This is a genomic window from Lactobacillus isalae, from assembly GCF_947539375.1.
Lineage (GTDB): Bacteria > Bacillota > Bacilli > Lactobacillales > Lactobacillaceae > Lactobacillus > Lactobacillus isalae.
Genome location: NZ_OX443569.1, coordinates 1,886,162 through 1,911,207 on the forward strand (window position 1 = coordinate 1,886,162; position 25,046 = coordinate 1,911,207).

At 34.6% G+C, this 25,046-nt stretch carries 23 protein-coding genes; 19 read left to right on the forward strand and 4 right to left on the reverse strand.

Annotated features, from left to right (window positions below; translation table 11 throughout):
• Positions 1 to 260 precede the first annotated feature (260 nt).
• A complete protein-coding gene (locus QM512_RS09095; protein ID WP_094502988.1) occupies positions 261 to 395 on the forward strand; it encodes a helix-turn-helix domain-containing protein in 135 nt (44 codons plus the stop codon).
• 109 nt (positions 396 to 504) lie between these two features.
• Entirely contained in the window at positions 505 to 822 is a 318-nt protein-coding gene (locus QM512_RS09100; protein ID WP_282805365.1) for a TRM11 family methyltransferase, read from the forward strand.
• A 69-nt stretch (positions 823 to 891) separates the two neighbouring features.
• On the opposite strand, the gene QM512_RS09105 is transcribed toward QM512_RS09100, so the two are convergent.
• Positions 892 to 1,368 carry a nucleoside 2-deoxyribosyltransferase gene (locus QM512_RS09105; RefSeq protein WP_003649616.1) on the reverse strand — a complete coding sequence of 159 codons (477 nt, stop codon included), beginning with the start codon at positions 1,366 to 1,368 and terminating at the stop codon, positions 892 to 894.
• A gap of 84 nt (positions 1,369 to 1,452) precedes the next feature.
• Here QM512_RS09105 and QM512_RS09110 point away from each other — a divergent pair, with 84 nt between their 5' ends.
• The gene (locus QM512_RS09110; protein ID WP_282805366.1) at positions 1,453 to 2,013 is read left to right on the forward strand and encodes a PTS sugar transporter subunit IIA; all 561 of its coding nucleotides are present in this window, start codon (positions 1,453 to 1,455) and stop codon (positions 2,011 to 2,013) included.
• A 49-nt stretch (positions 2,014 to 2,062) separates the two neighbouring features.
• On the opposite strand, the gene QM512_RS09115 is transcribed toward QM512_RS09110, so the two are convergent.
• Both QM512_RS09115 and QM512_RS09120 read right to left on the reverse strand, forming a co-directional pair.
• Positions 2,063 to 2,788: a GntR family transcriptional regulator gene (locus tag QM512_RS09115; RefSeq protein WP_282805367.1), complete on the reverse strand. Its 726-nt coding sequence runs from the start codon at positions 2,786 to 2,788 to the stop codon at positions 2,063 to 2,065.
• Positions 2,789 to 2,794: 6 nt separating this feature from the next.
• On the reverse strand, positions 2,795 to 3,598 hold the full coding sequence (locus QM512_RS09120; protein WP_282805368.1) for a tyrosine-protein phosphatase: 804 nt from the start codon (positions 3,596 to 3,598) through the stop codon (positions 2,795 to 2,797).
• A 172-nt stretch (positions 3,599 to 3,770) separates the two neighbouring features.
• Between QM512_RS09120 and QM512_RS09125 the strand changes: the two genes are divergently transcribed.
• From QM512_RS09125 to QM512_RS09200, 16 genes are all read left to right on the forward strand, one after another.
• On the forward strand, positions 3,771 to 4,265 hold the full coding sequence (locus QM512_RS09125) for a universal stress protein (protein WP_282805369.1): 495 nt from the start codon (positions 3,771 to 3,773) through the stop codon (positions 4,263 to 4,265).
• A 403-nt stretch (positions 4,266 to 4,668) separates the two neighbouring features.
• The gene (locus QM512_RS09130; protein ID WP_282805370.1) at positions 4,669 to 5,598 is read left to right on the forward strand and encodes a phosphate/phosphite/phosphonate ABC transporter substrate-binding protein; all 930 of its coding nucleotides are present in this window, start codon (positions 4,669 to 4,671) and stop codon (positions 5,596 to 5,598) included.
• Positions 5,599 to 5,705: 107 nt separating this feature from the next.
• Entirely contained in the window at positions 5,706 to 6,491 is a 786-nt protein-coding gene (gene phnC, locus QM512_RS09135) for a phosphonate ABC transporter ATP-binding protein (protein ID WP_282805371.1), read from the forward strand.
• Positions 6,484 to 7,287: a phosphonate ABC transporter, permease protein PhnE gene (gene phnE / locus QM512_RS09140; protein WP_282805372.1), complete on the forward strand. Its 804-nt coding sequence runs from the start codon at positions 6,484 to 6,486 to the stop codon at positions 7,285 to 7,287. Before phnC ends, phnE (QM512_RS09140) begins: the two co-directional genes overlap by 8 nt.
• Positions 7,287 to 8,099, forward strand: a complete 813-nt coding sequence (phnE, locus tag QM512_RS09145; protein WP_282805373.1) for a phosphonate ABC transporter, permease protein PhnE — start codon at positions 7,287 to 7,289, stop codon at positions 8,097 to 8,099. The genes phnE (QM512_RS09140) and phnE (QM512_RS09145) overlap by 1 nt, the downstream gene beginning before the upstream one ends.
• A gap of 152 nt (positions 8,100 to 8,251) precedes the next feature.
• Entirely contained in the window at positions 8,252 to 8,734 is a 483-nt protein-coding gene (locus QM512_RS09150; RefSeq protein ID WP_282805374.1) for a hypothetical protein, read from the forward strand.
• A gap of 52 nt (positions 8,735 to 8,786) precedes the next feature.
• A complete protein-coding gene (locus tag QM512_RS09155) occupies positions 8,787 to 10,181 on the forward strand; it encodes a metallophosphoesterase family protein (RefSeq protein WP_282805375.1) in 1,395 nt (464 codons plus the stop codon).
• A gap of 60 nt (positions 10,182 to 10,241) precedes the next feature.
• A complete protein-coding gene (asnB, locus tag QM512_RS09160) occupies positions 10,242 to 12,191 on the forward strand; it encodes an asparagine synthase (glutamine-hydrolyzing) (RefSeq protein ID WP_003647951.1) in 1,950 nt (649 codons plus the stop codon).
• 30 nt (positions 12,192 to 12,221) lie between these two features.
• Entirely contained in the window at positions 12,222 to 13,553 is a 1,332-nt protein-coding gene (locus QM512_RS09165) for a carboxylate--amine ligase (protein ID WP_282805376.1), read from the forward strand.
• Positions 13,554 to 13,877: 324 nt separating this feature from the next.
• Positions 13,878 to 16,088 (forward strand): anaerobic ribonucleoside-triphosphate reductase, encoded by a 2,211-nt coding sequence (gene nrdD / locus QM512_RS09170; RefSeq protein ID WP_282805377.1) that lies wholly within the window; start codon positions 13,878 to 13,880, stop codon positions 16,086 to 16,088.
• Entirely contained in the window at positions 16,088 to 16,801 is a 714-nt protein-coding gene (gene nrdG / locus QM512_RS09175) for an anaerobic ribonucleoside-triphosphate reductase activating protein (protein ID WP_282805378.1), read from the forward strand. The genes nrdD and nrdG overlap by 1 nt, the downstream gene beginning before the upstream one ends.
• Before the next feature lie 55 nt (positions 16,802 to 16,856).
• Positions 16,857 to 17,450 carry an iron-sulfur cluster assembly protein gene (locus tag QM512_RS09180; RefSeq protein ID WP_282805379.1) on the forward strand — a complete coding sequence of 198 codons (594 nt, stop codon included), beginning with the start codon at positions 16,857 to 16,859 and terminating at the stop codon, positions 17,448 to 17,450.
• Complete coding sequence (locus tag QM512_RS09185; protein WP_282805380.1) at positions 17,447 to 18,643, forward strand: DUF438 domain-containing protein; 1,197 nt, start codon at positions 17,447 to 17,449, stop codon at positions 18,641 to 18,643. Before QM512_RS09180 ends, QM512_RS09185 begins: the two co-directional genes overlap by 4 nt.
• 78 nt (positions 18,644 to 18,721) lie before the next feature.
• Entirely contained in the window at positions 18,722 to 19,963 is a 1,242-nt protein-coding gene (locus QM512_RS09190; RefSeq protein ID WP_282805381.1) for an MDR family MFS transporter, read from the forward strand.
• A gap of 118 nt (positions 19,964 to 20,081) precedes the next feature.
• Positions 20,082 to 21,077, forward strand: coding sequence for a tagatose 1,6-diphosphate aldolase (locus QM512_RS09195; protein WP_282805382.1), 996 nt, complete (start codon positions 20,082 to 20,084; stop codon positions 21,075 to 21,077).
• A gap of 164 nt (positions 21,078 to 21,241) precedes the next feature.
• Positions 21,242 to 24,196, forward strand: coding sequence for an LPXTG cell wall anchor domain-containing protein (locus QM512_RS09200; protein WP_282805383.1), 2,955 nt, complete (start codon positions 21,242 to 21,244; stop codon positions 24,194 to 24,196).
• Positions 24,197 to 24,271: 75 nt separating this feature from the next.
• Here the strand turns inward: QM512_RS09200 and QM512_RS09205 are convergent, their stop codons facing one another.
• Positions 24,272 to 25,030, reverse strand: coding sequence for a MurR/RpiR family transcriptional regulator (locus tag QM512_RS09205; protein ID WP_282805384.1), 759 nt, complete (start codon positions 25,028 to 25,030; stop codon positions 24,272 to 24,274).
• Positions 25,031 to 25,046 lie beyond the last annotated feature (16 nt).

Below are 25,046 nucleotides of genomic sequence, written 5' to 3' on the forward strand. Positions count from 1 at the left end.
AGAATATTCAGCTAAGAGTAAAAATCAAAACTATTAGTAGAAAGTGTACTTTTCCATAATAAGTGGAATTAGTACACTTTTTATTTTTTATCAATATTTAGAATATTGGAAATGTAGCGAACAACGGAGACCTTGTATTCATAGACTAATAATTTTTGGTCTGTATTAAATAATTCTATAACCATGCATCATTTGTATACTGAAAAAAGTTGATAAATTGAACTAAAAGTATACCATATTAAAATCGGAGTGATGCATAGATGTTAACAACAAAGCAGGTACAAAATCAGTTAGGCGTTACAAGACAAACACTTTATTTGTGGCGTAAGCAGGGAATTATAGCAGTAATTAAGAAAAAAATGGTAGAATTCTTTGGGATGAAAATGAAATATTAAGACTAAAAAAGAAATTAAAAGAGGATAAACCGATTAAAAAAGAAAAGACAAATTATGAAACTTCAATCTAACGAAAAGGTTTCATGAACAAACGAAAGGTATGTAAAAAATGATGAACAGAGATGATCAGATCATAAATTACTTAAACAAAACAATAAGTAGCAAAGAAAATTATTTAGATTTTGTTGGGGAGGATATGGAGTACAGTACTCACAGATATCATGATTATCCAGCAACTATGATTCCTAAATTACTGAATTTATTTATAAATGCAGTTAGTAAATTCACTGATATCCAGAATGTATACGATCCTTTGATGGGTTCTGGTACAACACTAGTAGAAGGTATACGCCATCATCTGGAAGCTTTTGGTGTTGATTTAAATCCATTAGCTGTATTAATGACTAAGGTCAAAACAAATTTTTAAAGATATCATATATAGATTAAAAATAAATAAGCTGGTAGATTTTAATTTCTACCAGCTTTTTTTATCTAATTAATATACAGCACCATCATAGAAGTTGTATCTTGGACGGTTAAAATCAAATGTAGCTAACTCACTCATCTTGATTACATTGTCAGCAACGCCCCAGCTCATCAAGTTGATTGATTCACCGTATAATTCATCAGGAATTACAAGTAAAACGTATTTACCTTGAGACATAGCGTAACCTAGTTCCATTCCTAAGCCAACATCTTCTTCTTTAGGAACATAAACGCCAAGCATAATGTCGCTAGTTTTAATACCAACTAAGTCACCGTTATAAGTTGCTTGAGCCCATTCTTTGTCGTGTAAATATTCAGGATGTTCATCAACACGAATGTCTTTGTATTGATTTTGAAGTGGAACATAACTATTTTCTAAATCAATAGTTGGGTTAGCATTTAAAGCACTCATAGCGTCTTTGTATGCCTTATTTTGAGTTTCAGTGAACCAACCAGCACCAAAGTAAACTGTCTTTTGTTTTGTCATGGAAAAACCTTTCTTTCTTATCGGTGGAATATTTTTACATTAACTAACTTTAACAAAATTTGAACAAAAGGAACACCCACTTTTGTGTTTTTGAAATCGGTTTTATATAATGAAACTAGAAATTTTTGCTTTGGAAAGGCGGAACCTACTACGAATACTAAAAAAAGTCTTTTCGATCCAGAAGCTGTTTTTGTAACAGATTTAACTGATCGAAATGAGATCTTTAAGACCGTTTCTCAAAAATTATATGACTTAGGCTATGTTAAAAAAGATTTTTTAGGCGACATTATTGAACGCGAAGATAAATATCCAACTGGAATTTCTATGAGACCTTTATCTAGAGAATTACCTGATGTTGCTGTACCTCATACCGAGGGAAATTACGTAAGCACGCAATTGATTGTGCCGATTGCACTTAGAAATTCTGCAACTTTTAACAATATGGTCAATCCGAGTGAAAAGTTAAAAGTAAAGTTTCTATTTTTGATTTTGAATAATGACCCAGATATGCATTCAACCATTTTGGCAAAAATTATGGACTTTCTTGCTGGAACTTCAGTTGATGACTTAAATGAGTTATTTAATTCTGATTCAAATGAAGAGATTTATGATTTCTTAGAAAATAATTTCGAAACTGAAAAATAGAAAAAAGAAGCTGCCAGGTGCAGCTTCTTTTTGTCTCCAGATTAAATTGTTAAACTTCCGGATAATCAGTACTTGAGAATGAAAGTGAAAAGTAATCACAGCGCTTATAGCCAATAACTAATTCAACTACTTCTCCTGTAGCAGATAAGATAGTTTTTTTGACTTGACGTACAACAGGATAATCTTTAGCGATTTTTAGTTGCTGACTAATTTCACTATCAGCTTTTACAATTGTATCCGTTTCTGTAAAAGGCTCATCGAATAAGTATAATTGCTTATCCTTTTGGAGCGTTTCATAAATACTATGATAATTATTAGGATCCTTAGCTAAATTCTTATTGATAAATTTAGCTGGGATGAAAGAACGGTGTACCATAAAAGGCGTGTCGCCGATTAAACGTAAACGTTCAATATAGTAATAAGTATCGTATTTTGGCAGACCAAGTTTTTCAAGGATTTCGGCTTTATTAGCTTCTTGAAGTTTTATAACTTCAACTCTATCTTCCTCTTGTTTATCAGAGAAAACTTCATTATCGCTAAGACGGACTAATTTATCCTTTCTTGAACGAGAAATGAATGTGCCTTTACCTTGATGACGGATTAAGTATCCTGCCTTAACTAACTCTTTAACAGATCTAATAACAGTAATAGAAGAAACATTAAATTTTTCTTTTAGCTGAGCTTCACTATAAAATTTATCTCCATACTTAAATTTACCAGAGATAATTTCTTTCTTTAACTCATTTTCAATTTGTAAATACTTTGGAATATCCATAATATATCAATCCTTAAGATAGATTCTCCTGAGATCCATGATATCACGGCTTGAGAGCTTCATAGTAGAACGAAGGTATTCGTTGATGCCACCATATTGCTGGTTTAGGACATGTATAGCGTGGTCTAAATATTCTGGATATACTGACTGAATATCTTTAATGGACTGCAAGACACGCTTACTAGAACCATCAGCGGCAGCCTGTTTAAGCATACCATCAACAAAGTCCTTAGTGGTAACGTTTGTTAGTGTGTAGTCATATTTGATAGTAGTAAAAGGTACACCTAATGCTGATAAAACTAACAAAGCACCAAATCCTGTTCTATCTTTTCCAGCTGTACAGTGGAAGAGAAGTGCACTTTTCTCTTGATCGTTAGCAAGTAAAAGTTCGAAGAATTTACGGTATGCCTTTTGAGCAGTTTGACCATTAATCATATCTTCATAGGCGAAAAACATGTGTTTGAAGCCAAATTCAGGATCTTTTTCGGCATTTTCTTCTAAAGCAAAGATTCCTTTTGAAGCGTTAGTTAAGTCGTCACTAAAAACTGGATCAAAGATATATTTTGCACCTTCAGGTACACGGTCTGGATGCTCAGTCTTTTCTTTTTCAGTTCTAAAGTCAACGTCATATTTCACGCCATACTTTTGCAACAATTCCAAATCTGATGAAGAAAGATCAGCTAAATTACCGGTTCTAAGCAATTTGTTGTATTTGATAGTTTGACCTGATACGGTTTTATAGCCTCCAAGTTCGCGGAAATTGCGACCATTTTGGATGCCGATTAATTTCGTCTCATAATTTTCGCTCATTAGTATTTTTCCTCACTATAGTTATTTAAATACAGTATTATTACTTTACCATATTTTTTCTCAGATATTTTAGTTTTCTCAGATCTATAAAAAGAAAACAAACTTATTAATTGTTATAATTAATGGTAAAATTACAATGTAAAGATGCAATTCCATTTGGAGATGATTACTTATGGTAGAAGATTATGACAATATTTTAGTTCCTGTTGATGGTTCTGAAACAGCAGAGCGGGCATTTGATAAAGCAGTAAAAATTGCTCTTGATAATAATGCTCACCTTGATGTATTAAACGTTATTGATACTCGTCAATTTATGGGAGAGATGCAAGATACTTTGATTTCTGGAGATACCATTTATCAAATGACTCAGGATTCTGAAGAGTATCTAAAAAGTTTAAAGGAATGGGCTAAGGAACACTTTAATTTTACTGATATTTCTTACCACATTCGTTATGGCTCACCTAAGAGAATCATTGCGGTTGATTTCATTAAGGACCACCACAATGACTTAATTATTATGGGTGCAACCGGTATGAATGCAGTTGAAAGAATGTTAATGGGTAGTGTTACTGCTTATGTTAACCAACATGCTTTATCAGATGTTTTAATTATTAAGACAGATCTTGAAAATAAAAAGGTTGCTAAGCCTAAGAAAAGACGTTTTTAAAAAACGAACATTTTAAAGATTCACTCTATTAGTACTAATGGAGTGATTTTTTTGTAAAGTGGTTCGATCCAATTCAATTGATTAAAATTTACTAGCGCTTACATTAAAATAATAGTACCCAAGTACGAATATTTTTGGTATGATACTTAAGAACGAACGTTAGTACTAGGGAAAGGAAGAACGATAATGGTGAACTTCGATTACAGCATTATAAAATGTAACCAAGATTCAGTGGCTCGTTCTTGGACTGGTTCCTTCGGTGAATCAGTCTTCATTGGTGTTGGCGCTTTCGTTGATTTTTTAGCGACTTTTATGACTCGGTGTGATTAGCTGTTTTTGTCAGCTCTTCATGTTGAGTCTTTTTTTGTATTTGTCATTTAATGTGTTTCATTAGGAGGAAATGATGAAAAAGTTCAAAAAAGTCTTAGTAGGCCTTTTTGCAATTTTACTTGCTGTTGTTGCAACTGCTTGTTCTAACAAGTCAAACAGTTCAAAGGATGGTTACACACCTAAGTCATTAACTATCCAATTTGTACCTAGTCAAGCTGCTAATAAGCTTGAAGCTCGTGCTAAGCCTTTAGAAAAGATGCTTTCTAAAAAGCTTGGAATTCCAGTTCATGTTTCAATGTCAACTGATTACAATACAGTTGTTGAAGCTATGAAATCTAAAAAAGTTGATGTTGGTTTCTTACCACCTGATGGTTATGTATTAGCTCATAAACAAGGAGCTGCCGACGTTTTGCTTCAATCACAACGTTATGGCGTTAAGCAACCTGGTGGTAAAGCAACTAATAAATTAGTTGATTACTATAGAGCAGAAATTCTTGTTAAAAAAGGTTCTAAAATTAAATCTTGGAAGGATCTAAAAGGCAAGAGTATTTCAGTTCAAAACCCAACTTCTTCAGCAGGTTATGTTTTCCCAATTGCTGAACTTGGAGAAAAAGGTTTGGATGTACCAAAAGATTGTAAGTTAGTTACTGTTACTGGCCAAGACCAAGCAGTTTTGAATGTATTAAATGGTGATACTGACGCAGCATTTGTTTTTGAAGATGCTCGTAACACTGTTAAAAAAGACAATCCTAAGATTATGGACCAAGTTGTCCCAATTTACTTCACTAAGCCAATCCCTAACGATACTATTGCTGTTAGAAGTGATATGTCTAAGTCCTTCCAAAAGAAACTTGCAAAGGCATTTATTGAAGTTGGTAAATCTAAAGAAGGTAAGAAGATTATCGAATCAATTTATAGTCACGAAGGCTACACTAAGTCTAAGGACAGCAACTTCGATATTGTTCGTAAATATGACAAGATTATTGCTAAGGACAAGAAATAGTCAATTAAATATAGCTTAGTTAGTAAAAAAGATAATTGTCTTTAAGGACAATTATCTTTTTATGCAATATAACCAATCAATATATATTAAGGAGATTTTTTAGTTAAATGGCAGCCACTAATCAGCCAATGATTCAACTTAAAGACGTTAGTAAAATTTATAATAACGGAACAGTTGGTTTAAAAGATATTAATTTAAATATTAATAAAGGAGAATTCGTGGTAGTTGTAGGTTTATCCGGTGCGGGTAAATCAACACTACTTCGTTCTATTAATCGTTTGCAAGATATTTCTAAGGGAGACATTTTAATTGATGGTAAGTCAATTACGTCTGCTAAAGGAAAAGATTTGCGTGAAATTCGCCGTGATATTGGTATGATCTTCCAAAGTTTTAACTTAGTTAAACGTTCAAGTGTTTTACGTAATGTTTTAACTGGTCGAGTAGGTTACTATCCAACTTGGAAGACAACTTTTAATTTATTTACTAAAGAAGACAAGCAAAAGGCATATGAATCATTGCAACGTGTTGATTTAGCAGATAAAGTTTATACACGTGCAGACCAACTTTCTGGTGGACAACAACAACGTGTTGCGATTGCCCGTGTACTTACTCAAAATCCTAAAATCATTTTAGCTGATGAACCAACAGCTTCACTTGATCCTCAAACTTCACGTCGCGTTATGCATGACTTGAAGATGCTTAATGAAGAATATGGTATGACTGTAGTTGCCAACCTTCACAGCGTAGAACTTGCTAAGGAATTTGGAGATCGAGTAATCGGTGTTCGTGCAGGTCAAATTGTTTACGATGGTAAGATGAGTGAAACTTCTCAAGCTGTCTTTGATGATATTTACAATGGTGGAAATGGCAAGAAAGGGGAAGAAGATGCCTAAATCTAAGGAACAGCATTTAGCTGAGTTGCCTAAAAAGAAATTCAAAATTATGAACCTTGTATGGGTCGTAATTATGATTTTAGGTCTCTTTCTTTCAGTAGATGTAACAAATACACACATTAGTGTTTTGTTTAATAACTTTAGCCAATTTACTGATATTTTTGTTCAAATGTGTCACCCTGATTGGGGATATGCAGCTACAGCAGTTCCACTTTTAATTGAAACAATTAAAATGGCAATTTTAGGAACTGTTATGGGATCAGCAATTGCTTTTGTTTATTCTCTTTTAATCGCTAGAAATATTGTTAAAAATAAGGCCGTTACTGGAATTCTAAGAATAATTATGAATATTATTAGAACCATTCCAGACTTACTCTTAGGTGCAATTTTTGTTGCCGTTGTAGGTATTGGTCCAGTTGCCGGTGTTTTAGCTTTAACTGTATTTACATTTGGTGTGGTTGTTAAATTGTTCTATGAAGCAATTGAAACAATTGATCCAGGTCCAATCGAAGCGTTAACAGCTGTTGGTGCAAATAAACTACAAATTATTCATTTTGCTGTGATGCCACAAATAATTACTTACTTTATTTCCTATGTCTTATATGCATTTGAAATTAATGTTAGAGCTTCAACAGTTCTTGGATATATTGGTGCCGGCGGTATTGGTTTGTACTTACAACAAACTCTTCAAGTCTTTGACTATGCCAAGACCGGTATGATTATCTTAGTTATTATCGTTGTCGTAGTTATTATCGACTACATTTCTACTAAATCTCGGGAGGCGTTGATGAAATAATGGATACTACAATGAAAAAATTACCTCCTAAACCAGTGGACACTAGGAAAAAGATTCAACACTGGACAATCGCTATTGTCACTGTTGTTTTAATTATTTGGTCATTTGTAGGAATGGATTTTGGCGGAATAAAGGCAAGTGCAGGTCAAATTGCAGGAGCTATTGTTGCCGGAATTTTTCACCCAGATTGGTCCTACGTATATAACGGAAGTGGAGAAGATTTAATTTCTCAATTATGGGAAACTATCTGTATCGCTTTCTTGGGTACTTTTATTTCTGCAATTATTTCATTACCTTTTGCTTTTTGGGCAGCTAATACTCGTCATAAAAAGTGGTACACTTCTCGTTCTGGAAAAATCGTTTTGGCTGTTATTCGTTCTTTCCCAGAAATTGTTTTGGCCCTGATGTTTATTAAAGCTGTTGGACCTGGTTCTGCAGCCGGTGTTTTAGCCTTAGGTTTCCACTCAGTTGGTATGCTTGCCAAATTGTTCTCTGAAGCAATTGAAAACCTTGAAGAAGGTGCTAATGAAGCTGTCACTGCAGCTGGTGGATCTAAGTTTAACATTATTATGTTTGCTACAATGCCTAACTTGATGCCTGCTTTGATTTCTAATACCTTGTATCGTTTCGACGTTTCAATTCGTTCAGCATCTATTCTAGGTTTAGTTGGTGCTGGTGGTATTGGTTATCCATTAATTATTGCCTTGCAATATCGTCAATGGAACCGAGTAGGTGTCATCTTGGTTGGAATTATTGTCATGGTTGTTATCATTGACTGGATTTCTGGCTGGATTAGAAAGAAATTAGTTTAGTTAATTATCTTAACGAGCAGAATTTTGATCTGCTCGTTTTTATTTTTGTCAAATTCTAAATTTTTTTGTAATATCTACCTATAATATTGATAAGTAAAGGAAAAAAAGAACTTTTTTGTTATAATGGAAGTTGTATTTCAAGGAGGACAATGATGGATAATTTAACTACCATGACATTGGCTGATGATATTGCTTTATCACAAGAAAAAATTATCAACGGTCAACAAGACCTGAATACCAAGAGAATTTATAATGAAATTAATAGTTTAGGAATTCTTGATAAGCCTATCGAAGACTACTTTGATATGACTCAAGATGAGTACTACAACAGTGAATCTGATGGTAAATTGACTCTACTTCACTTAGATCAACCATTGCGTGAATTAAATGATCGAATTTTGACTAATCACGTAGACGGATATGTTGATCAAGATGAGATTAATTTAACCTACAATCATGAGGATCCATGGCAAGATGGTAGCTATGATCGTGCTACTGACTTACATGTGCTTTTATATAGCTTGAAGGTTATTGGTGCTGTAAGAGCTATTGCTCCTGATGATTTAAAAAAGGTTTTGTCTAAAGATGCGGTTTTATCATTGGGTCTTGCCGCAGCTGCTTTGGCAAATAATTAACCCCAAGGCCAATTAAAGGCCTTTTTTTGTGTGATGAGTGGGGAAGAGTATCATGAAAATTATCAAGAAAACCAAGGGTATGATTGATAAGTTTTCCGGAATGACCCGGAAGATGATGCGAAAGAAAAGTAATATTCCGTTCGACGGGATGCAAAAATATATGACTGTTGGCGAGTATAACGTTGGGGCACCAGAAGGGACGCCTCATGGTGAAGAATATAAGCTCATTGTTTATAAAGATACGGATAATGTTTTGCATCAAGCTTTACGATCTGTTGATGCTTCTGATCTAGCACCAGCTTATGTGAGAAAGTTTGATAAGAGATTGAACCGTTATACGGCATTTGTTAATAAACAAACTGGGCGCCGTTATATCGTTGAAGATCAGTTAGATCAACTAGTTGACTATGTAAAAAAGCATAGTAGAAAAGGCTATAACTCAATTAATATTGGAGTTTTAACTGATACTCATTATAAAGATGCCGACAGTGTTGATTTTTATGGTCATAACGGTTTAAGACACGTTAAGGAATTTAATTATCTCGAGGATAAGGATATTTTAGATCTAAAAGCTCACCTAGGTGATTGGATGGATGGATCAGATCCTGGTCTAGTTAGCGAAGCTGAGTTGATTTCTTTGTCTAGAACCTTTAGGTCTAAAAAAACTAATTTTGCTGTGATTAAAGGCAATCATGATGAAAATGACAAATTTGATGAACACCATGATTTAAGAGCTAGTTTCCCAGAAAATGAATTTGAAGATATTATGTGGCCAAGCATGTATGCGCAAGATGGAATACATTACATCACACGTAAGCATGGTGTTGCATATTTTGATAAAGATGATGTCAGAATTATTACGGTTAATACGTCTGACCTGCCTTATGAGCTAGATGATCAGGGAAAGAAAAAGTATGATACAAAGCTTTCCTTAGCTATTCGTGAAGATCAAATGCAAGAAATTATCGAAATTCTTGAAAATTCAAATGGTAAAACAATTATTTTTATGAGTCATGCTAATCCCATTACTCGCAAAGGAACAAATGCCTTGAAATTCAATGGCCGTTCGCTACATGAATTGATGGTTGCCTTTAATCAACATGAAAAAGGATACCTTAATTCTAGAGATGTTCCTCCTGAATTTACCCTAGCTAATAGCTTTGATTTTACGAAGATAAAGAATGCAAAAATAGTTGCATATTTATGTGGACACCGTCATACTGAGGACCAATATCGGATTAACGGTATTCAGTATATATTTTTTAATTGTTCGGCTCTCATGGGACCGAATCATGCGCTTACTACGCAATATAATAAGCGCTGGAATAGAGAAATGGATCATGCTAATGAAGCAGCCGGTTATATTGTAAACGTCGATATTAAAAGACATTTACTTCAAGTCTTTGGCTATGGAGCTGCTTCAAAGAGAAGATTTTATCGAATTTAGTTTTTACAATGTAAATAGCTTATAATAAGACTACTGTTTATTTTGAGGTGAAAGTTACTTATGTGTGGAATTTGTGCGTTTTTCGATCCTGAATTAAAGGATAAGGACTGTGCTATTCAAGGAATGATGGACACGATCAAACACCGTGGACCATCTTCAGATGGAAAATATACTAATGATCAAGTTGCTTTAGGTTTTAGACGTTTATCAATCATTGATCTTCGTGGCGGAAGTCAACCTATTTTTAATGAAGATAAAAGTAGAGCAATTATTTTTAATGGTGAAATTTACAACTTTAAACCATTAAGAAAAGAATTAATTGATGCTGGACATACTTTTACAACTAAAGCTGATACTGAAGTTTTACTTCACGGGTATGAAGAATGGGGAATGGATGGCTTATTGAAGCGCGTTCGCGGTATGTTTGCCTTTGTAATTTGGGATGATAATACCAAGACTCTATATGGTGCACGTGATTTCTTTGGAATTAAGCCAATGTACTACTCAGATCAAAATGGAAAATTGATTGTTGGTAGTGAATTAAAGAGTTTCTTAGCCTATCCTGGTTTTAAGAAAGAATTGAATACTGAAGCAGTTAAGCCATACTTAATGAATCAGTACAACGACTTAAAGGAAACTTTCTTTAAGGGCGTTTACCGCTTCCCAGCAGGTCACTGGTTTGAATATAAAGATGGTAAGATGAAGACTCACCAATACTGGGATGCTAAGTATGTTGAAAATAGTTTAAGTTTTGAAGAAACTTTAGATAAGATCAATGAAGATTTAAAAGAAACCGTTGACTTATATAGAAACGCTGATGTTCCAGTTGGGGCGTTCTTGTCTGAAGGTATTGATTCTTCCTACTTAACTAGCTTACTCGATCCTGAGGATGTTTTCTCAGTTTCTTTTGATGATTCTACTTATAATGAAGCATCGAAGGCCAAGGCGCTTTCTGATTTACACGGCTGGAAGTTCTTTGCTGATAAAGTTGATGCCGATGAGGCAATGCGCGATTTCCCAGAAATGCAATATCACATGGATGAACCAGATGCTAACCCATCAATCATTCCATTATGGTACTTGTGTAAGTTAGCTAGAAAGCATGTTACTGTTGCACTTTCTGGTGAAGGTGCTGATGAGTTATTTGCAGGTTACGTGAACTATGGAATGCATACTCATAACGACGTAATCAAGGTCTTTACTGCTGGCTTGAAGAAGTTACCTAAGAAGAGTCGTGTTCGCTTAGCTCATAAGATTAAGAAGATGCCTAACTTCCCAGGTAAGGTACATATGTACACTAATTTAGCAGAACCAAGCGAATTTTATGTTGGTCAATCTGTAATTTATGACATGGATTATCCAACTATCTTTACTTCTAAAGATGCTAATAATATCTTGCGTGATAAGTACAAGAACGATTTGACAGTTAACGGCATTTACCAAGAAGACTTCAAGAAAGTTAAGAATATTGATGAAGTTAAGCAAATGCAATATATTGATCTTCACCACTTTATGCTTAATGATATTGAGCAAAAGGCAGATAAGATCTCAATGGCCCACTCACTAGAATTACGTGTGCCATATCTTGATAAGAAGATTGCAGAACTTGCTAATTCAATTCCAACTAAGTATTTAGTTAACCGTCATGATACTAAATACGCTCTTCGTAAGGCATCCGAAAAAGTCTTGCCAGAAGAATGGGCTCAAAGACCAAAACTTGGTTTCCCAACTCCAATTAAGCAATGGCTTAAGGAACCAAGATTTTATAAGCAAGTTAGAGAATTGTTTACTGAAGACTTTGTAAATGATATTTTTGACCAAAAGAAGATTGTTAAATTACTTGATGATAACTACAAGGGCGATGGTTCAGCTCGTCGTCAAATCTGGGCAATTTACACTTTCTTAGTATGGTACAAGTTGTTCTTCGTTGATTACGACGAAACCGTTAAGAAGTATCAACATGTACAACCAGAAGTTGCAGAATTGATCGAAAGTGGAAGACTTGTTTAATTAAAGTTAGAGAGAAGTACGGATTACAAAATGGTACAAGCAAAATTTACTCCTATTTTACTAGGTAGCGATATCAATGTTTACGGAATGGCACGTTCATTTAATGAAGCTTATGGAATTAAAGTTCAAGCTTGGGCTGCCAGTCAGTTAGCGGCAACGCGTTACTCTAAAATTGTTGACGTAGAAGTTCATGAAGGCTTCGAAGAAGATCCAGGCTTTATGAACGTGATGAAGCAAAAGATTGAAGAATATAAGAATCATCCAGAACCAGTTATTTTGATCGCTTGTGGGGATGGATATGCGGAATTACTTGCTAAGCATAAAGATGAACTAAAGGATACTTTCGTAGTTCCTTATATTGATTATGATTTGCTGGAGAAATTAATTTCTAAGGAAGGTTTCTACGAAATCGCTGAAAAGTATGGTCTTCCATACCCACATACTAAAATTGTGACAATGGATGATTATAAGGCTGATAATTACTTGAATTTACCATTTGATTATCCAGTGGAATTGAAGCCAGAAGATCCAGTTTCTTGGTTAAATTGCCAATTTGAGGGGCGTAAAAAGGCATTTACTATTCACGATGAGGCTGAATTAGTTGATATTGTAGGTAAAATCTACACTCATGGATATACTGAAGACTTAATCTTACAAGACTTTATCCCAGGTGATGACTCTAATATGCGTGTGCTTAATGCATATGTTGACAAAAACCACAAGGTTAAGATGATGTGTTTAGGTCATCCGCTTCTTGAAGACCCTACTCCACAATCTATTGGTAACTACATGGCAATTTTGCCAGCATTTAGTCAAAAGCTCTATGATACAGTTCAATCATTTCTTGAAAAATTGAACTATACTGGTATGGCTAACTTTGACATTAAGTATGATCCAAGAGATGGGGAATATAAGTTCTTTGAAATTAACTTACGCCAAGGCCGTTCAAGCTTCTATGTAACTTTAAATGGCTATAATTTAGCTAAGTGGTATGTAGATGATTATGTAGAAGATAATTTGAAAGATAAGTCAACTGTGTACGGCAATAAAGATGGTGCTGACTATATGCTTTGGCTTGGTGTTCCTAAGAAAATCTTTAAAGAATATGCTTATGATAATGGTTCAAAGCGTTTAGCTGAAAAGTTGATTGATGAAGGTCATTACGGCACTACAGTATTTTACAATAAGGATCGTAGTTTGAAGCGTTGGCTATTAATGCGTTATATGTTCCACAACTACTATGCTAGATACAAGAAGTACTATCAAGTAAATAAGGGACAATATTTTGAAGAAGAAGCTAAAAAGTTAGAAAAACAAGCTCTTCGTGATGGTCAACAAGAAAACCATGAAAATGAAATCTAATTAGGAAAAGCTCCTGAGTAGAAAAATTCTACTTAGGTGTTTTTTTGTGCTCAAAAAGTTTAAAAAGTCGTTTATGTGATTTTAATGATTGCTGCTATTTAATCTGAAAATTCAGTTCTTTTTAATTGCTTAATTACTTTTGCTTTAGTTTTACTAATACTTAGCTACTTTACTAATTATAGAAAAAGTTCAAAATCCCTTTTTTTCGTGTCTGGCGTGAATTTTGCTGAATACAATATATATGATTAAAAATGTCAATACCTACAATATCCTGTAGATTTTGGTAGAATATAACCATAGATATAGTGAAAGAAGAGAATGACCATGTTACAACAAGATGCTCAAATTAAATCAATTAATCAAATGCCCCTTCCAGAAACAGCCGTTAAAAGAGACGGTAGCATCTATCCTTTTGCCCTTTATAAAATTGAAATGGTCTTAAACAGCTTGCATCTTATGGAACATGAAGCAGATATTTTACCTGCTATTTTGAAAAAATTAAACGGTAAAAAACAAACTTCTACTTGTGAGATTGCAGATGCATTTGTTCAAACATTAACAGAACGTGGATTTGATAATGAAGCTAATGCGTATATTGACTATCGTAGAGAAGATGAGGCTAATTTTAAAAAGCAAACCGAAACTACTAATCGTCTAGATCGTTTGGTTCATCATGATCCAACGATTGTTAACGAAAATGCTAACAAAGATTCACGTGTTTTCTCAACTCAGCGTGATTTAACAGCAGGTGTTGTTGGAAAGACAATTGGCTTGACAATGATGCCTGAACATATTGCTAAGGCCCACTTACGTGGCGATATTCACTGGCATGACTTAGATTACACTCCACTTAGTCCATTAACCAACTGTTGCTTAATTGACTTTAAAGAAATGCTAAGTCATGGCTTTACGATTGGAAATGCGAATATTGAATCACCTCATTCAATTGAGACTGCTACTGCGCAAATGTCGCAAATTATTGCTAATGTAGCTTCTAGCCAATACGGTGGCTGTTCAGCTGATAGAGTTGATGAAGTTTTAGCCCCTTATGCTGAAAAAAATTACCACAAGAATATTAAAGAAGCTAGTGAATTCTTTGATGATGAAGAAAAGATCAAGGCTTTTGCCATCAAGAGAACTAAGAAAGATATTTACGATGCAATGCAGGCACTTGAGTATGAAATTAATACTCTTTTTTCAAGTCAAGGACAAACTCCCTTTACCACTTTGGGCTTTGGCTTAGGAACTTCGTGGATTGAACGTGAAATTCAAAAGGCTATTTTAAAGATTAGAATTGAAGGTTTAGGAAAGGATAAAAGAACAGCTATCTTCCCTAAATTGGTTTTCACTCTTAAGAAAGGTCTTAACTTACATCCTGGTGATCCAAACTACGATATTAAGGAATTAGCCTTAGAATGTTCAACTAAGCGTATGTATCCTGATATCGTTAGCTACGATATGATTAAGAAAATTACTGGTTCATTTAAGGCTCCAATGGGGTGTCGCTCATTCTTACAAGGCTGGAAAGATCCAAAAACTGGTGAAGAGGTAAATTCTGGTCGAATGAACTTAGGTGTTGTTACCTTAAACTTGCCTAGAATTGCAATGGAATCAAAGGGTGATAAAGATTTATTCTGGCAAATCTTTAGAGAAAAAGTTCAAACTGCTCATGAAGCTTTACAAATTAAGGCTAAGCGTTGTACTGACGCAGTTCCTGATAATGCTCCAATCCTTTATGAATATGGTGCTTTTGGTAAACGTCTTGAAGCTAGCGACAGTGTAAATGACTTATTCAAAAATGGGCGCTGTACGGTATCTTTAGGCTACATCGGCTTGTATGAAGTTGGTACTGTGTTTTATGGACCAAATTGGGAACACAACGAAGAAGCCCATCAATTTACAATTAATATTGTTAAAGAACTTCACGACTACTGTGCTAAGTGGGAAAAGGAAGATCCAAATCATTATCACTACAGTGTTTATTCAACTCCAAGTGAAAGTTTAACTGATAGATTTTGTCGTTTAGATACTAAGAAGTTTGGTAAGGTTAAAGATATTACTGATAAGGAATACTACACTAATTCTTTTCACTATGATGTTAGAAAGCACCCAACTCCTTTTGAGAAATTGGCTTTTGAAGCACCGTATCCATTTTATGCAGCTGGGGGATTTATTCATTATTGTGAATATCCAAACCTTAAGCAAAATCCTAAGGCACTAGAAGCGGTATGGGATTGGGCTTATGATAAGGTAGGATATTTAGGAACAAATACTCCAATTGATCAATGTTACAAGTGTGGTTTTAAAGGTGAATTCAAAGCAACTGCAAAAGGTTTTGAATGTCCACAATGTGGCAATCATGATCCAGAAACTTGTGATTGTGTAAAACGTACTTGTGGTTATCTTGGTAATCCTTTGAAGCGTCCAATGGTTCACGGCCGTCACGAAGAAATTGTTCACCGTGTAAAGCACTTGAACTTAGGAATGGAAGAAAAGATGGCAAAGGATGAAGTTAGAAAGAATGACGAATACTAATGCCAGAAAAAGACAAAAATAATCAAGAAGGTCCAGATGTTCGAGGTAACTTGATTAAGGTTAATGTTGGAGGAGACACAATTTTTGTTGATTCTAATCAATATAAACCTCAAGTTGAACATGCAAAGGAATTGAAAAGAAAACACCGTCTTCCAAAAAATCCAAAACCACAGGAATGGAAATCTGAAGAATATTCTAAACATAAAATAGCTGATTATAAGCCATTTAATTTTGTTGATGGCGAGGGAGTTAGATGCAGTTTATATGTGAGTGGATGCTTATTTGATTGCCCCGGTTGTTACAATTTAGCAGCACAGAATTTTAATTATGGCCGTCCTTATACGCAAGAACTAGAAGATAAGATTATTGAAGATATGTCACAATCTTATGTTCAAGGCTTAACTTTATTAGGCGGAGAACCATTTTTAAATACTTGGGTATGCTTAAAGCTAATCAATCGCGTCCGCGAAGAGTTTGGTCATACTAAAGATATCTGGTCTTGGTCAGGCTATACTTGGGATGAGCTCCAAAAGGAAACGCCCGATAAAAAAGAAATGCTTTCTAAAATTGATATTTTAGTTGATGGTCGATTTATGGATGACTTAAAGGACCTTACCCTACAGTTCCGTGGTTCAAGCAACCAGAGAATTATTGATGTTCAGAAATCGCTGAAAGCTAATAAGGTTGTTATTTGGGATAAGCTGGTTAGATAAGTTTGATAGAATAAGGGAAACGATAATGTTTCTCTTATTTTTTTAGGTGAAAAAGATGCAAGAAAAGAATTTAAAATTAGTCGATAAAATTATGACGGCCTTACAGGGTGTAAAAGACCCAGAATTATTAGTTGATGTAGTTAATTTAGGCTTGATTTATGGGCTTGATATTGAGGGAGATCATGCCACAGTTAAGATGACTTTGACAATTGTTGGCTGCCCCTTGTCCACATATTTGCAAAATGCAATTGAAAGAGCAGTTTTGTCGGTTTCCGAAATTAAGACTTGTGATGTGAAACTAGTTTGGTATCCAGTTTGGAGTCCAGAAAGAATGACGACAGCAGCTAAACAGCAATTAGGGATGCTTGATAATGAACAGGCGTTAGATCAAGAAAAAGAGATTGAAGATACAGAAGAAAAGCAAAAGATTATTGACTTCTCAGTGCCAATTAAAAAATTAGCCGAAGAATATCCTGATTTTATCCAAATTATGTATGATTGTGGTTTTACTAGAATTAAAATTCCAGGGTTGTTATCAACTGTTGGGCGTGTGATGACGATTCCTCTTGGAGCGCAAGCAATGAAGATTGATTTAAAGAAGATAAAGCAGGCTTTTGAGGATAAGGGCTACAAGGTGATTGATAAATGAAAAATTTAGATAAAAAACGCCAAGAAGCAATTTTAAAGATTTTGAATTTTATTCAGAATGGTGGAGAGTTAGAAGAAGCTAAGAAGATGTTTCAAGCTGCCTTTGATCAAGTCGATGTTGCTGAGATTACGGCAGCTGAAAGAGAATTAATTGCGCAAGGTCTTGATCCAAGAAAAATTCAGTACTTGTGTAATGTTCATGCGGATGTTTTTAAGGGTAATATTAAAGAAAATAAAGAAAGTCCAGAGTTCGAAACTCCAGGTCATCCTGTTCATACTTTTAAATTAGAAAATATTGTTATTAAGTCATTAATTAATGATGCCTTGCTTCCTGATTTAGCTAAGTGGGAAAATGGAGCCGCAGATGTTTTACCAAAGTTAAAGCAGGAACTAAAAGATCTTGCTAAAATTCATTATCACTATGCTCGTAAAGAAACTTCTATGTTTCCACTTATGACTAAGTATGGCATTACTGCACCGCCTAAAGTGATGTGGGGCGTTGATGACAAAATAAGAAAATTAATTGGTCAAGCTAATGTGCTTGTTAATCAAAAAGATGTGAATCAGACTACAGTAGCTAATGTAATAAAAAAAGCGGCTAATGAAGTTCTTGAAATGATTTTTAAAGAAGAAAAAATTATGCTTCCGATGATTGATGAAGTAGCTAGCGAAGAAGATTGGGGCAATGTCAAGGATGAAGAAGGACAGATTGGCTATACCTTAATTCAAAAACCAATGAACTGGAAACCTAAGTTAAAAGCAAAAGCTGCTGGTCCAATTTCTTTAGATAAGCTAAGTAATCTAGTATTAAATTTTTCTGAAGGAAGTTTAAATTTAGAACAGTTGTCAGCAATTTTAGACTTATTGCCATTTGCGATAACTTTTGTCGATGAAAATGATAAGGTTGCGTATTTTGGTGGCGGAGCAAGTATTTTTCCGCATTCTAAAAATGCAATTGGAAATAGTGTATATTCTTGCCATCTTCCTGAAAGTGTTCCTCGCGTTAAGAAAATTTTTGATGATTTTCATCAGGGTAAGAAAGATAAATATGAATTTTGGTTTCGGCCAAGGCACATGGGACGTTACTTATATTTACAGTATTTTGCTGTAAGAAAAAATAATAAATATTTGGGATGTTTAGAGGTTGCGCAGGATGTTACTGATATTAAAAGCTGGAAAAATGAAAAAAGATAATTAAAATACTCGGCCTTTTGGCAGAGTATTTTTACTCTCGTGCAAAAAAATTTATTAATTGCTAGACTGGATGTAAGAATGAAAAAGAAAAGGGTGAGGAAGTTGCATAGTAAAGAAAATATTCAACCGGATGATGAAATAAAGTTACATTGGCTGCTTTTAGGGGAGCTGTTTACCTGGATTGGGGCTAGTTTTATTTGGCCATTAACTTCGGTTTATTTGAATAAAAGGCTTCATGTTTCTTTGGCCATGATTGGAATAGTACTTTTATTTAATTGTTTGGCAAATATGCTAGGCTCGTTTATTGCTGGCTGGGCATATGATCATTTCAATCCATACTATCTAATTATTGCTGGTGCCGGTTTAGATGCCTTAGTGCTATTTGGCATGGCTGCTAATCATACTTGGCCAATTTATTGGATTTGGATGACTTTGACTGGTTTACTAGGTGGCTGGAATGGTGCCTTAATTAATTCAATTGCAACTAGTATCAAGTCAAAGCCGGGTAGATATGTCTTTAATACAATTTATTTTGCACAGAATCTCGGAGTGGTATTAGGAACATTAATTGTAGGTTATATCTATGATTATTCAGTGACGGTTTTATTTGTAATTGCGGCTAGTCTTTTTGTGATCGTCTGTATTAATGCAATCATTAACTACCGTCCAATTATTAAGTTCCATTTGGAACGAAAAGCTCAACAAAATAAGGGTAGTAAGAATAAATCTACCCCAATGCCTAGGGCTAATTTGAAGTTAACGATTGGCTTTTTTACTACTTTAGCCGTAATTTGGTTGATGTACATGAATTGGGAATCAAACTTGTCAGTTTATATGGTGTCTTTAGGTATTCCTTTTCATTTATATAGTTTGCTTTGGACGATTAATGCCAGCATTATTGTGATCGTCCAAGCATTTTTGAGTCGTTTTCCCAATACTTTTAAGAATTTGTTTCACCAAGTAGTATTCGGAGTCACAATGTTTGCTATTTCTTTTGTAACTTTAATTTTTGCAAAAGACTATGCTCACTTTGTATTTTCAATGGTTACTTTAACTCTTGGTGAATCAACTGCTATGCCGGCTATGCCTGCATATGTAAATGACTTGTCGCCTGTCGATAGTAAAGGTAAATATCAAGGCTTAACAATTTCAACGTCAGCTGTTGGAAGGGCCTTTGGTCCTTTGTTTGGGGGATTAGTTATTGATAAGTTTGGCTATATCAATTTCTTTATTGTTGCTGCAGTTGGGATTTTTATGATGCTAGCAATTATTGTTCCCCTTCATACGAGATTAAGAGGAAAGTTGAAAATATTTAGGTAAACTTTTACATGATTTTTCTTATAAAGTGAAAAGCTTTACAGAATGAAAGCGATATCTTCTTTTTATGAAAGCGCCATCTTATAATATAAATGTGCGGTTAATTAAAAGGAGATACACAATGAGAAAGATTTCACCTGAAGTTGCAAGACATATGGATAATTTATCTAATGAAGCTGGAGTAATTAGTGCATTAGCTATTGATCAAAGAGGTTCATTAAAACGAATGTTAGCTGAGGCAGCAAATAAGTCTGCTGATGAAACAACAATTGTAGATTTTAAAGAAGCTGTTTCAAGTGAATTAACACCATGCGCTTCTGCAATTTTGACAGATCCGGAATATGGTCTTCCTGCAACTAAGGTTAGAGATAAGAACTGTGGTTTATTATTATCTTATGAAAAGACGGGGTATGATACTACTGAACCAGGTAGAATGTGTGATTTAATTGCTGATCAATCAGCTTTAAGAATTAAAAAAGATGGTGCAGACGCAGTAAAATTCTTACTTTACTACGATCCAGACGAAAGCGATGAAATTAATGACAAGAAGAAAGCTTTCGTTGAAAGAGTAGGAGCTGAAACTAAAGCAAACGGTTTACCATTTTTCCTTGAATTATTAACTTATGATGGAAACATCGATGATGCTAAAGGCGAGGAATATGCAAAGATAAAGCCTGAAAAAGTTTTCAAGACTATGCAAGAATTTTCTAAGCCTCAATATGATGTAACTGTTCTTAAGGTAGAGATTCCATTTAATGTTAAATATGTTGAAGGCTATAATGGCGACAACAACGTGGTTTACACTCAAGAAGAAGCAAAGAAGTTATTGAAGAAGCAATCCGAGATAACTGATTTGCCATATATCTTCTTATCAGCTGGTGTAACTAGTGAAGAATTCATTGCTGAAATCAAGATGGCTGAAGATGCTGATGCTGCATTCAACGGTGTTCTTTGCGGGCGTGCAACTTGGAAACCAGCAATTGAGCCATTTGCTGCTGAAGGTGAAAAGCAAGGTAGAGAATGGTTATCAACTGAAGGTAAGAAAAATATTGAGAACTTGAACGATGCACTTAAGGGTGCTAAATCATGGAAAGATAAGCTAGAAGTTGAAGATTAATTTCAATTTAATAACTTTAAAAAGCAAGGTTTATAATTGAACCTTGCTTTTTCTGTAGGAAAAAATAATTCAGGTTTTGTATAACGAAATGCTGTAATTATAAACTTGAAAAGCCATTCATAACTCATTAGAATAAAGAAGTAATGTTAATTGGAGGAGAAAAAATGAAAGGATTAAAATACACAAGTTTAGCTGTTGCAGCATTAACAGCTACTATTTTGGCAAGCACTAATAATGGTAAAGTTCAAGCTGCTACAACTAACGAAAATGATACTGTTACTGTTGCAAAATCAGATAGGGACAAGGCACAAGCTGCTGTTAGCCAAGCACAAAATGCGGTTAATACTGCTCAAGCCAATGTTGATAGTAAGAAGAATGCGTTGAATGACGCACAAGCAAAGGCACAAGCACCAGATAATGCTTATTCTGCTCAAGAAGCAAAAGTAAATGAAAGTCAGAAGAATCTTGCTGACAAGCAAGCTCTTGCAAAACAAGCACAAGAAAAATTGAATAGTGCAACTGAAGTTTCAAAGCAAGCAACTCCAGAAAATATTCAAAAAGTACAGCAGAATATTGCTGCGCAACAAGATGCAATAAAGACTGCTAAACAAAATGTTAGTGATGCAAATGCAGATTTAAGTAAGGCACAAGCTCAATTAGCAACTGCTAGGCAAAAACAAGTTGATGCTCAAAACTTAGTTAATGATAAAAAGTCTGCTAAACAAACTGCTGATAATAATGTCGCTAAGGCTGAAGCTGACGTTAAGAACAGCGGTTTAGATGAAGCAAAGCAAAATGTTGAAAAAGTACAAAAAGCATTAAACGATATCAAGAAGACAAATGCTAACAATGAATCTGTTTTAACTAAAAATCAAGCTGCTTTAGCTCAAAATAATCAAAATATTGCAACTGTTAATAATAATATTGCAAAGGCAAACAAGGCTGTGTCAGATGCACAAAATAATGTTACTGCTAAGCAACAAGCATTAGATGATGCAAAAAAGAAATTAAAGGATTTACAGGCTCAAGTTGCTAAAGATCAAGCAAGTGGTGCAGCTGGTTTCTTTAAGTCAATTGCAGATAATAAAGATAATTCTGAAAGTTTAAGAGAAGATGCTCAAACGGCATATGATATTGTTACTGGTAAACCAAATGCTTACCAAGGTATTACTGTAGAGTGGGTTAATAAGGCAGTTAAGTTAGGTCAAGAAAAAGATTCTACATCATTGAGTAATATAGAAAAGGCTCTTGGGTATTATGAGCATTGGATGACATACCGTGATAAGTATGGTTTGAGTCATCCGTCAATTTCTTTGACAGCTGTTGCGATTGCCATGCTTAGTTCTGATTTTCAACATTACTCTGATGAATTTAATCATCCCATTCTGTTAACAGAAAAATATGGCCCATTTTATGAAGACGAAGAAGATATATCAGCTGGCGACATCAATCCAATCGATAATTGGATGGATGAAAAAGAAGATATTGATAACTATATTAAGACCCATCCAGATGCAGCTCCATATAGCTTTGAGAGTACTCATCCCTTAACGGAAGATGAATGGTTAAAAAATGTTGATTTTTGGAATAATAAACCAGTATCTATTGGGCACTATACTTCTATGATTAAGCCAGATGCCAATTATGTTGGACTAGCTGGAAATGAATATGAGATTGAACCATTCATGGATAATGCCGATAGCATGGATGAAATTGAATTTGACCCAATTAACGGTATGGACTTCAGTAGTTACAAAAACTTAGTTCACTCATACTTGCAAAATGTTAAGCAAGAAGACCAAATCAACAATCTCAAATCAAAAGTTGAAACTGCAAATCAAAACTTAATTGCTGCACAAAATGCAGTTCAAACAGCACAAAACAACGTTAAGAGCTTGCAAGCTAACTTAGCTGAATTAAATAATGGTTCTACTAAGATTAACAATGCAATTGCTGATACTCGAGCTGCTCTTGCAAAGGGGCAAGAAAACCTTGAATTTGAACAAAAGCAACTAGATCAAGCAAACAAGAATTTAGCAGATGTCCAAGCTAAAGTTGGTATAAAGGCAAAAGCATTAGATGATGCAAAAGTCGCTCAAGCCAAGGCTTCCGATGCTTTAACGCAAGCACAAAATGTCTTAACTGGCGCTACTGTTGCTGTTAAGTCAGCTCAATCAACTATTGATAGTGCAAAGAATAATGTTGATGCTAAGAACAAGGATCTTAAGGCTGCCCAAGCTAGTCTAGAATCATTGGATCAAGCTTTATCTAATTTAGAAAATGCTAAAGCTAACCTAGCAGCTGCACAATCAGCTTTAACTGCTGCAAATGACGATGTATTAACAGCAGATAAAGATGTAAAAGCACAACAACTAATCTTAACTTCTTTAGAAGAAGCGAAAGGTAAGTCAGATGCTCAAGTTGCAAGTGCAGAAAAGGAATTGAAGAAGGCAGAATTAGCTTTAGCTACTGAACAAAGTAAATTAGCGGACGCTAAGGCTAAGTTAGATAAGTTGAACAAGAAGACTAACACTAATGCTGGTAAGTCAGATTCTAAGCATGAAAATAATAATCAAAAACCTGCTAAACCAGCAACTAAGCCAGGTTCAGAAACTACAAATACTGAAAAGCCAGCAAGTAAACCTGAAAACAATACTCAAGTTACTGATGAACCAGCTGTTAAACCTGAGCCTAATACTCCAAATTCTAACGAATCTGGATCAAAGAAGGAAGAAGACACTGAGACTGAAAAGCTAGAGATGAAGAACGAACCTAAGTCCAACAAGACTAAGGCAGAAGCAAAATCATCTACTGTAAAAATTGTTGATAATAACGATAATGTAGCTGCATCTGTTGTTTTAACTGGTTCTGATACCGCAGTTAAAGTTTGGGATGAAAAGACTGTAAATGGCACAACTTACTACAAAGTTGGCGCAAATCGTTGGGTTAAGGCTGAAAAAGCTCATGTTGTTGCTGTGAATGGTCATGTATCCACTACTAAACAATTGCCACAAACTGGTGCTAAGAATGAAGTAATTGCAGCTGTTTCTGGTTTAACAATTGCTTCAGTTGGCATTGCAAGTGCAATGGGCATTAGTCGTAAGAAAAAGAATAACTAGTTTATAAAATCTAAATAGCTATACAAAAAGAGTTGATAAATCGACGTTTTTAAGACGAAGATTATCAACTCTTTTTTATTGTCTAGCAAATCCTGTTCTAACTGAATAAGCATCTGAAAATATTCGGGTCATGATCTGTAATGGCAGTCTAGATCGTACCTCATAATCAGGGAAATAGTTTGTCTTAGACATATATCCCATGAAGGTTAATGTGGATAGTGAAGCAAGTTGACCATTAGGATTAGTAGTAAAGGTAATAGTAGGAACGTCGTGGTGAGATAAGCTTCTTGCTGCATCAACTAGTTCGGGTGTATTACCGTTTAGGCTAATAAAAATAACCAGAGCGTCTTGCTTAATTCTTTTTGAGGCAGTCTTGATTATATTAGGATCAGCATGAAATTCGACATATTTACCTGTTAATTGAAGTTTGACCATAATTTCTTGACCAATTGATTCAGATAAACCGCGAGCAAAAATATAAACTACTTTTGCTTGCTTAGTCATCGAAATACTATCTTCAATATTGCTATAACTAAGATTATGGAGTGTATTATTCATTTCAATTTCGTTTTTAGTAATCACACTTTTAATCTTGTCATCGGCATCATTTAAAACGTCAAAGTTACTATTAGATCTATCTTTTAATTTTAAAGATTCACGATAAGAAGTGTAACCACTATAGCCCATCTTCTGCATAGTTCTTACAATGGTAGCTGTAGAAACATGAGCAAACTGACTTAATTTCACTATCGACATTTTTGCAATTTTTTGTGGGTTATTTTGAACTATTTCCCATAAATGTAGTTCAGCATTACTAAGATCATTATTTCGCATATGAGCGCCTTTCTGT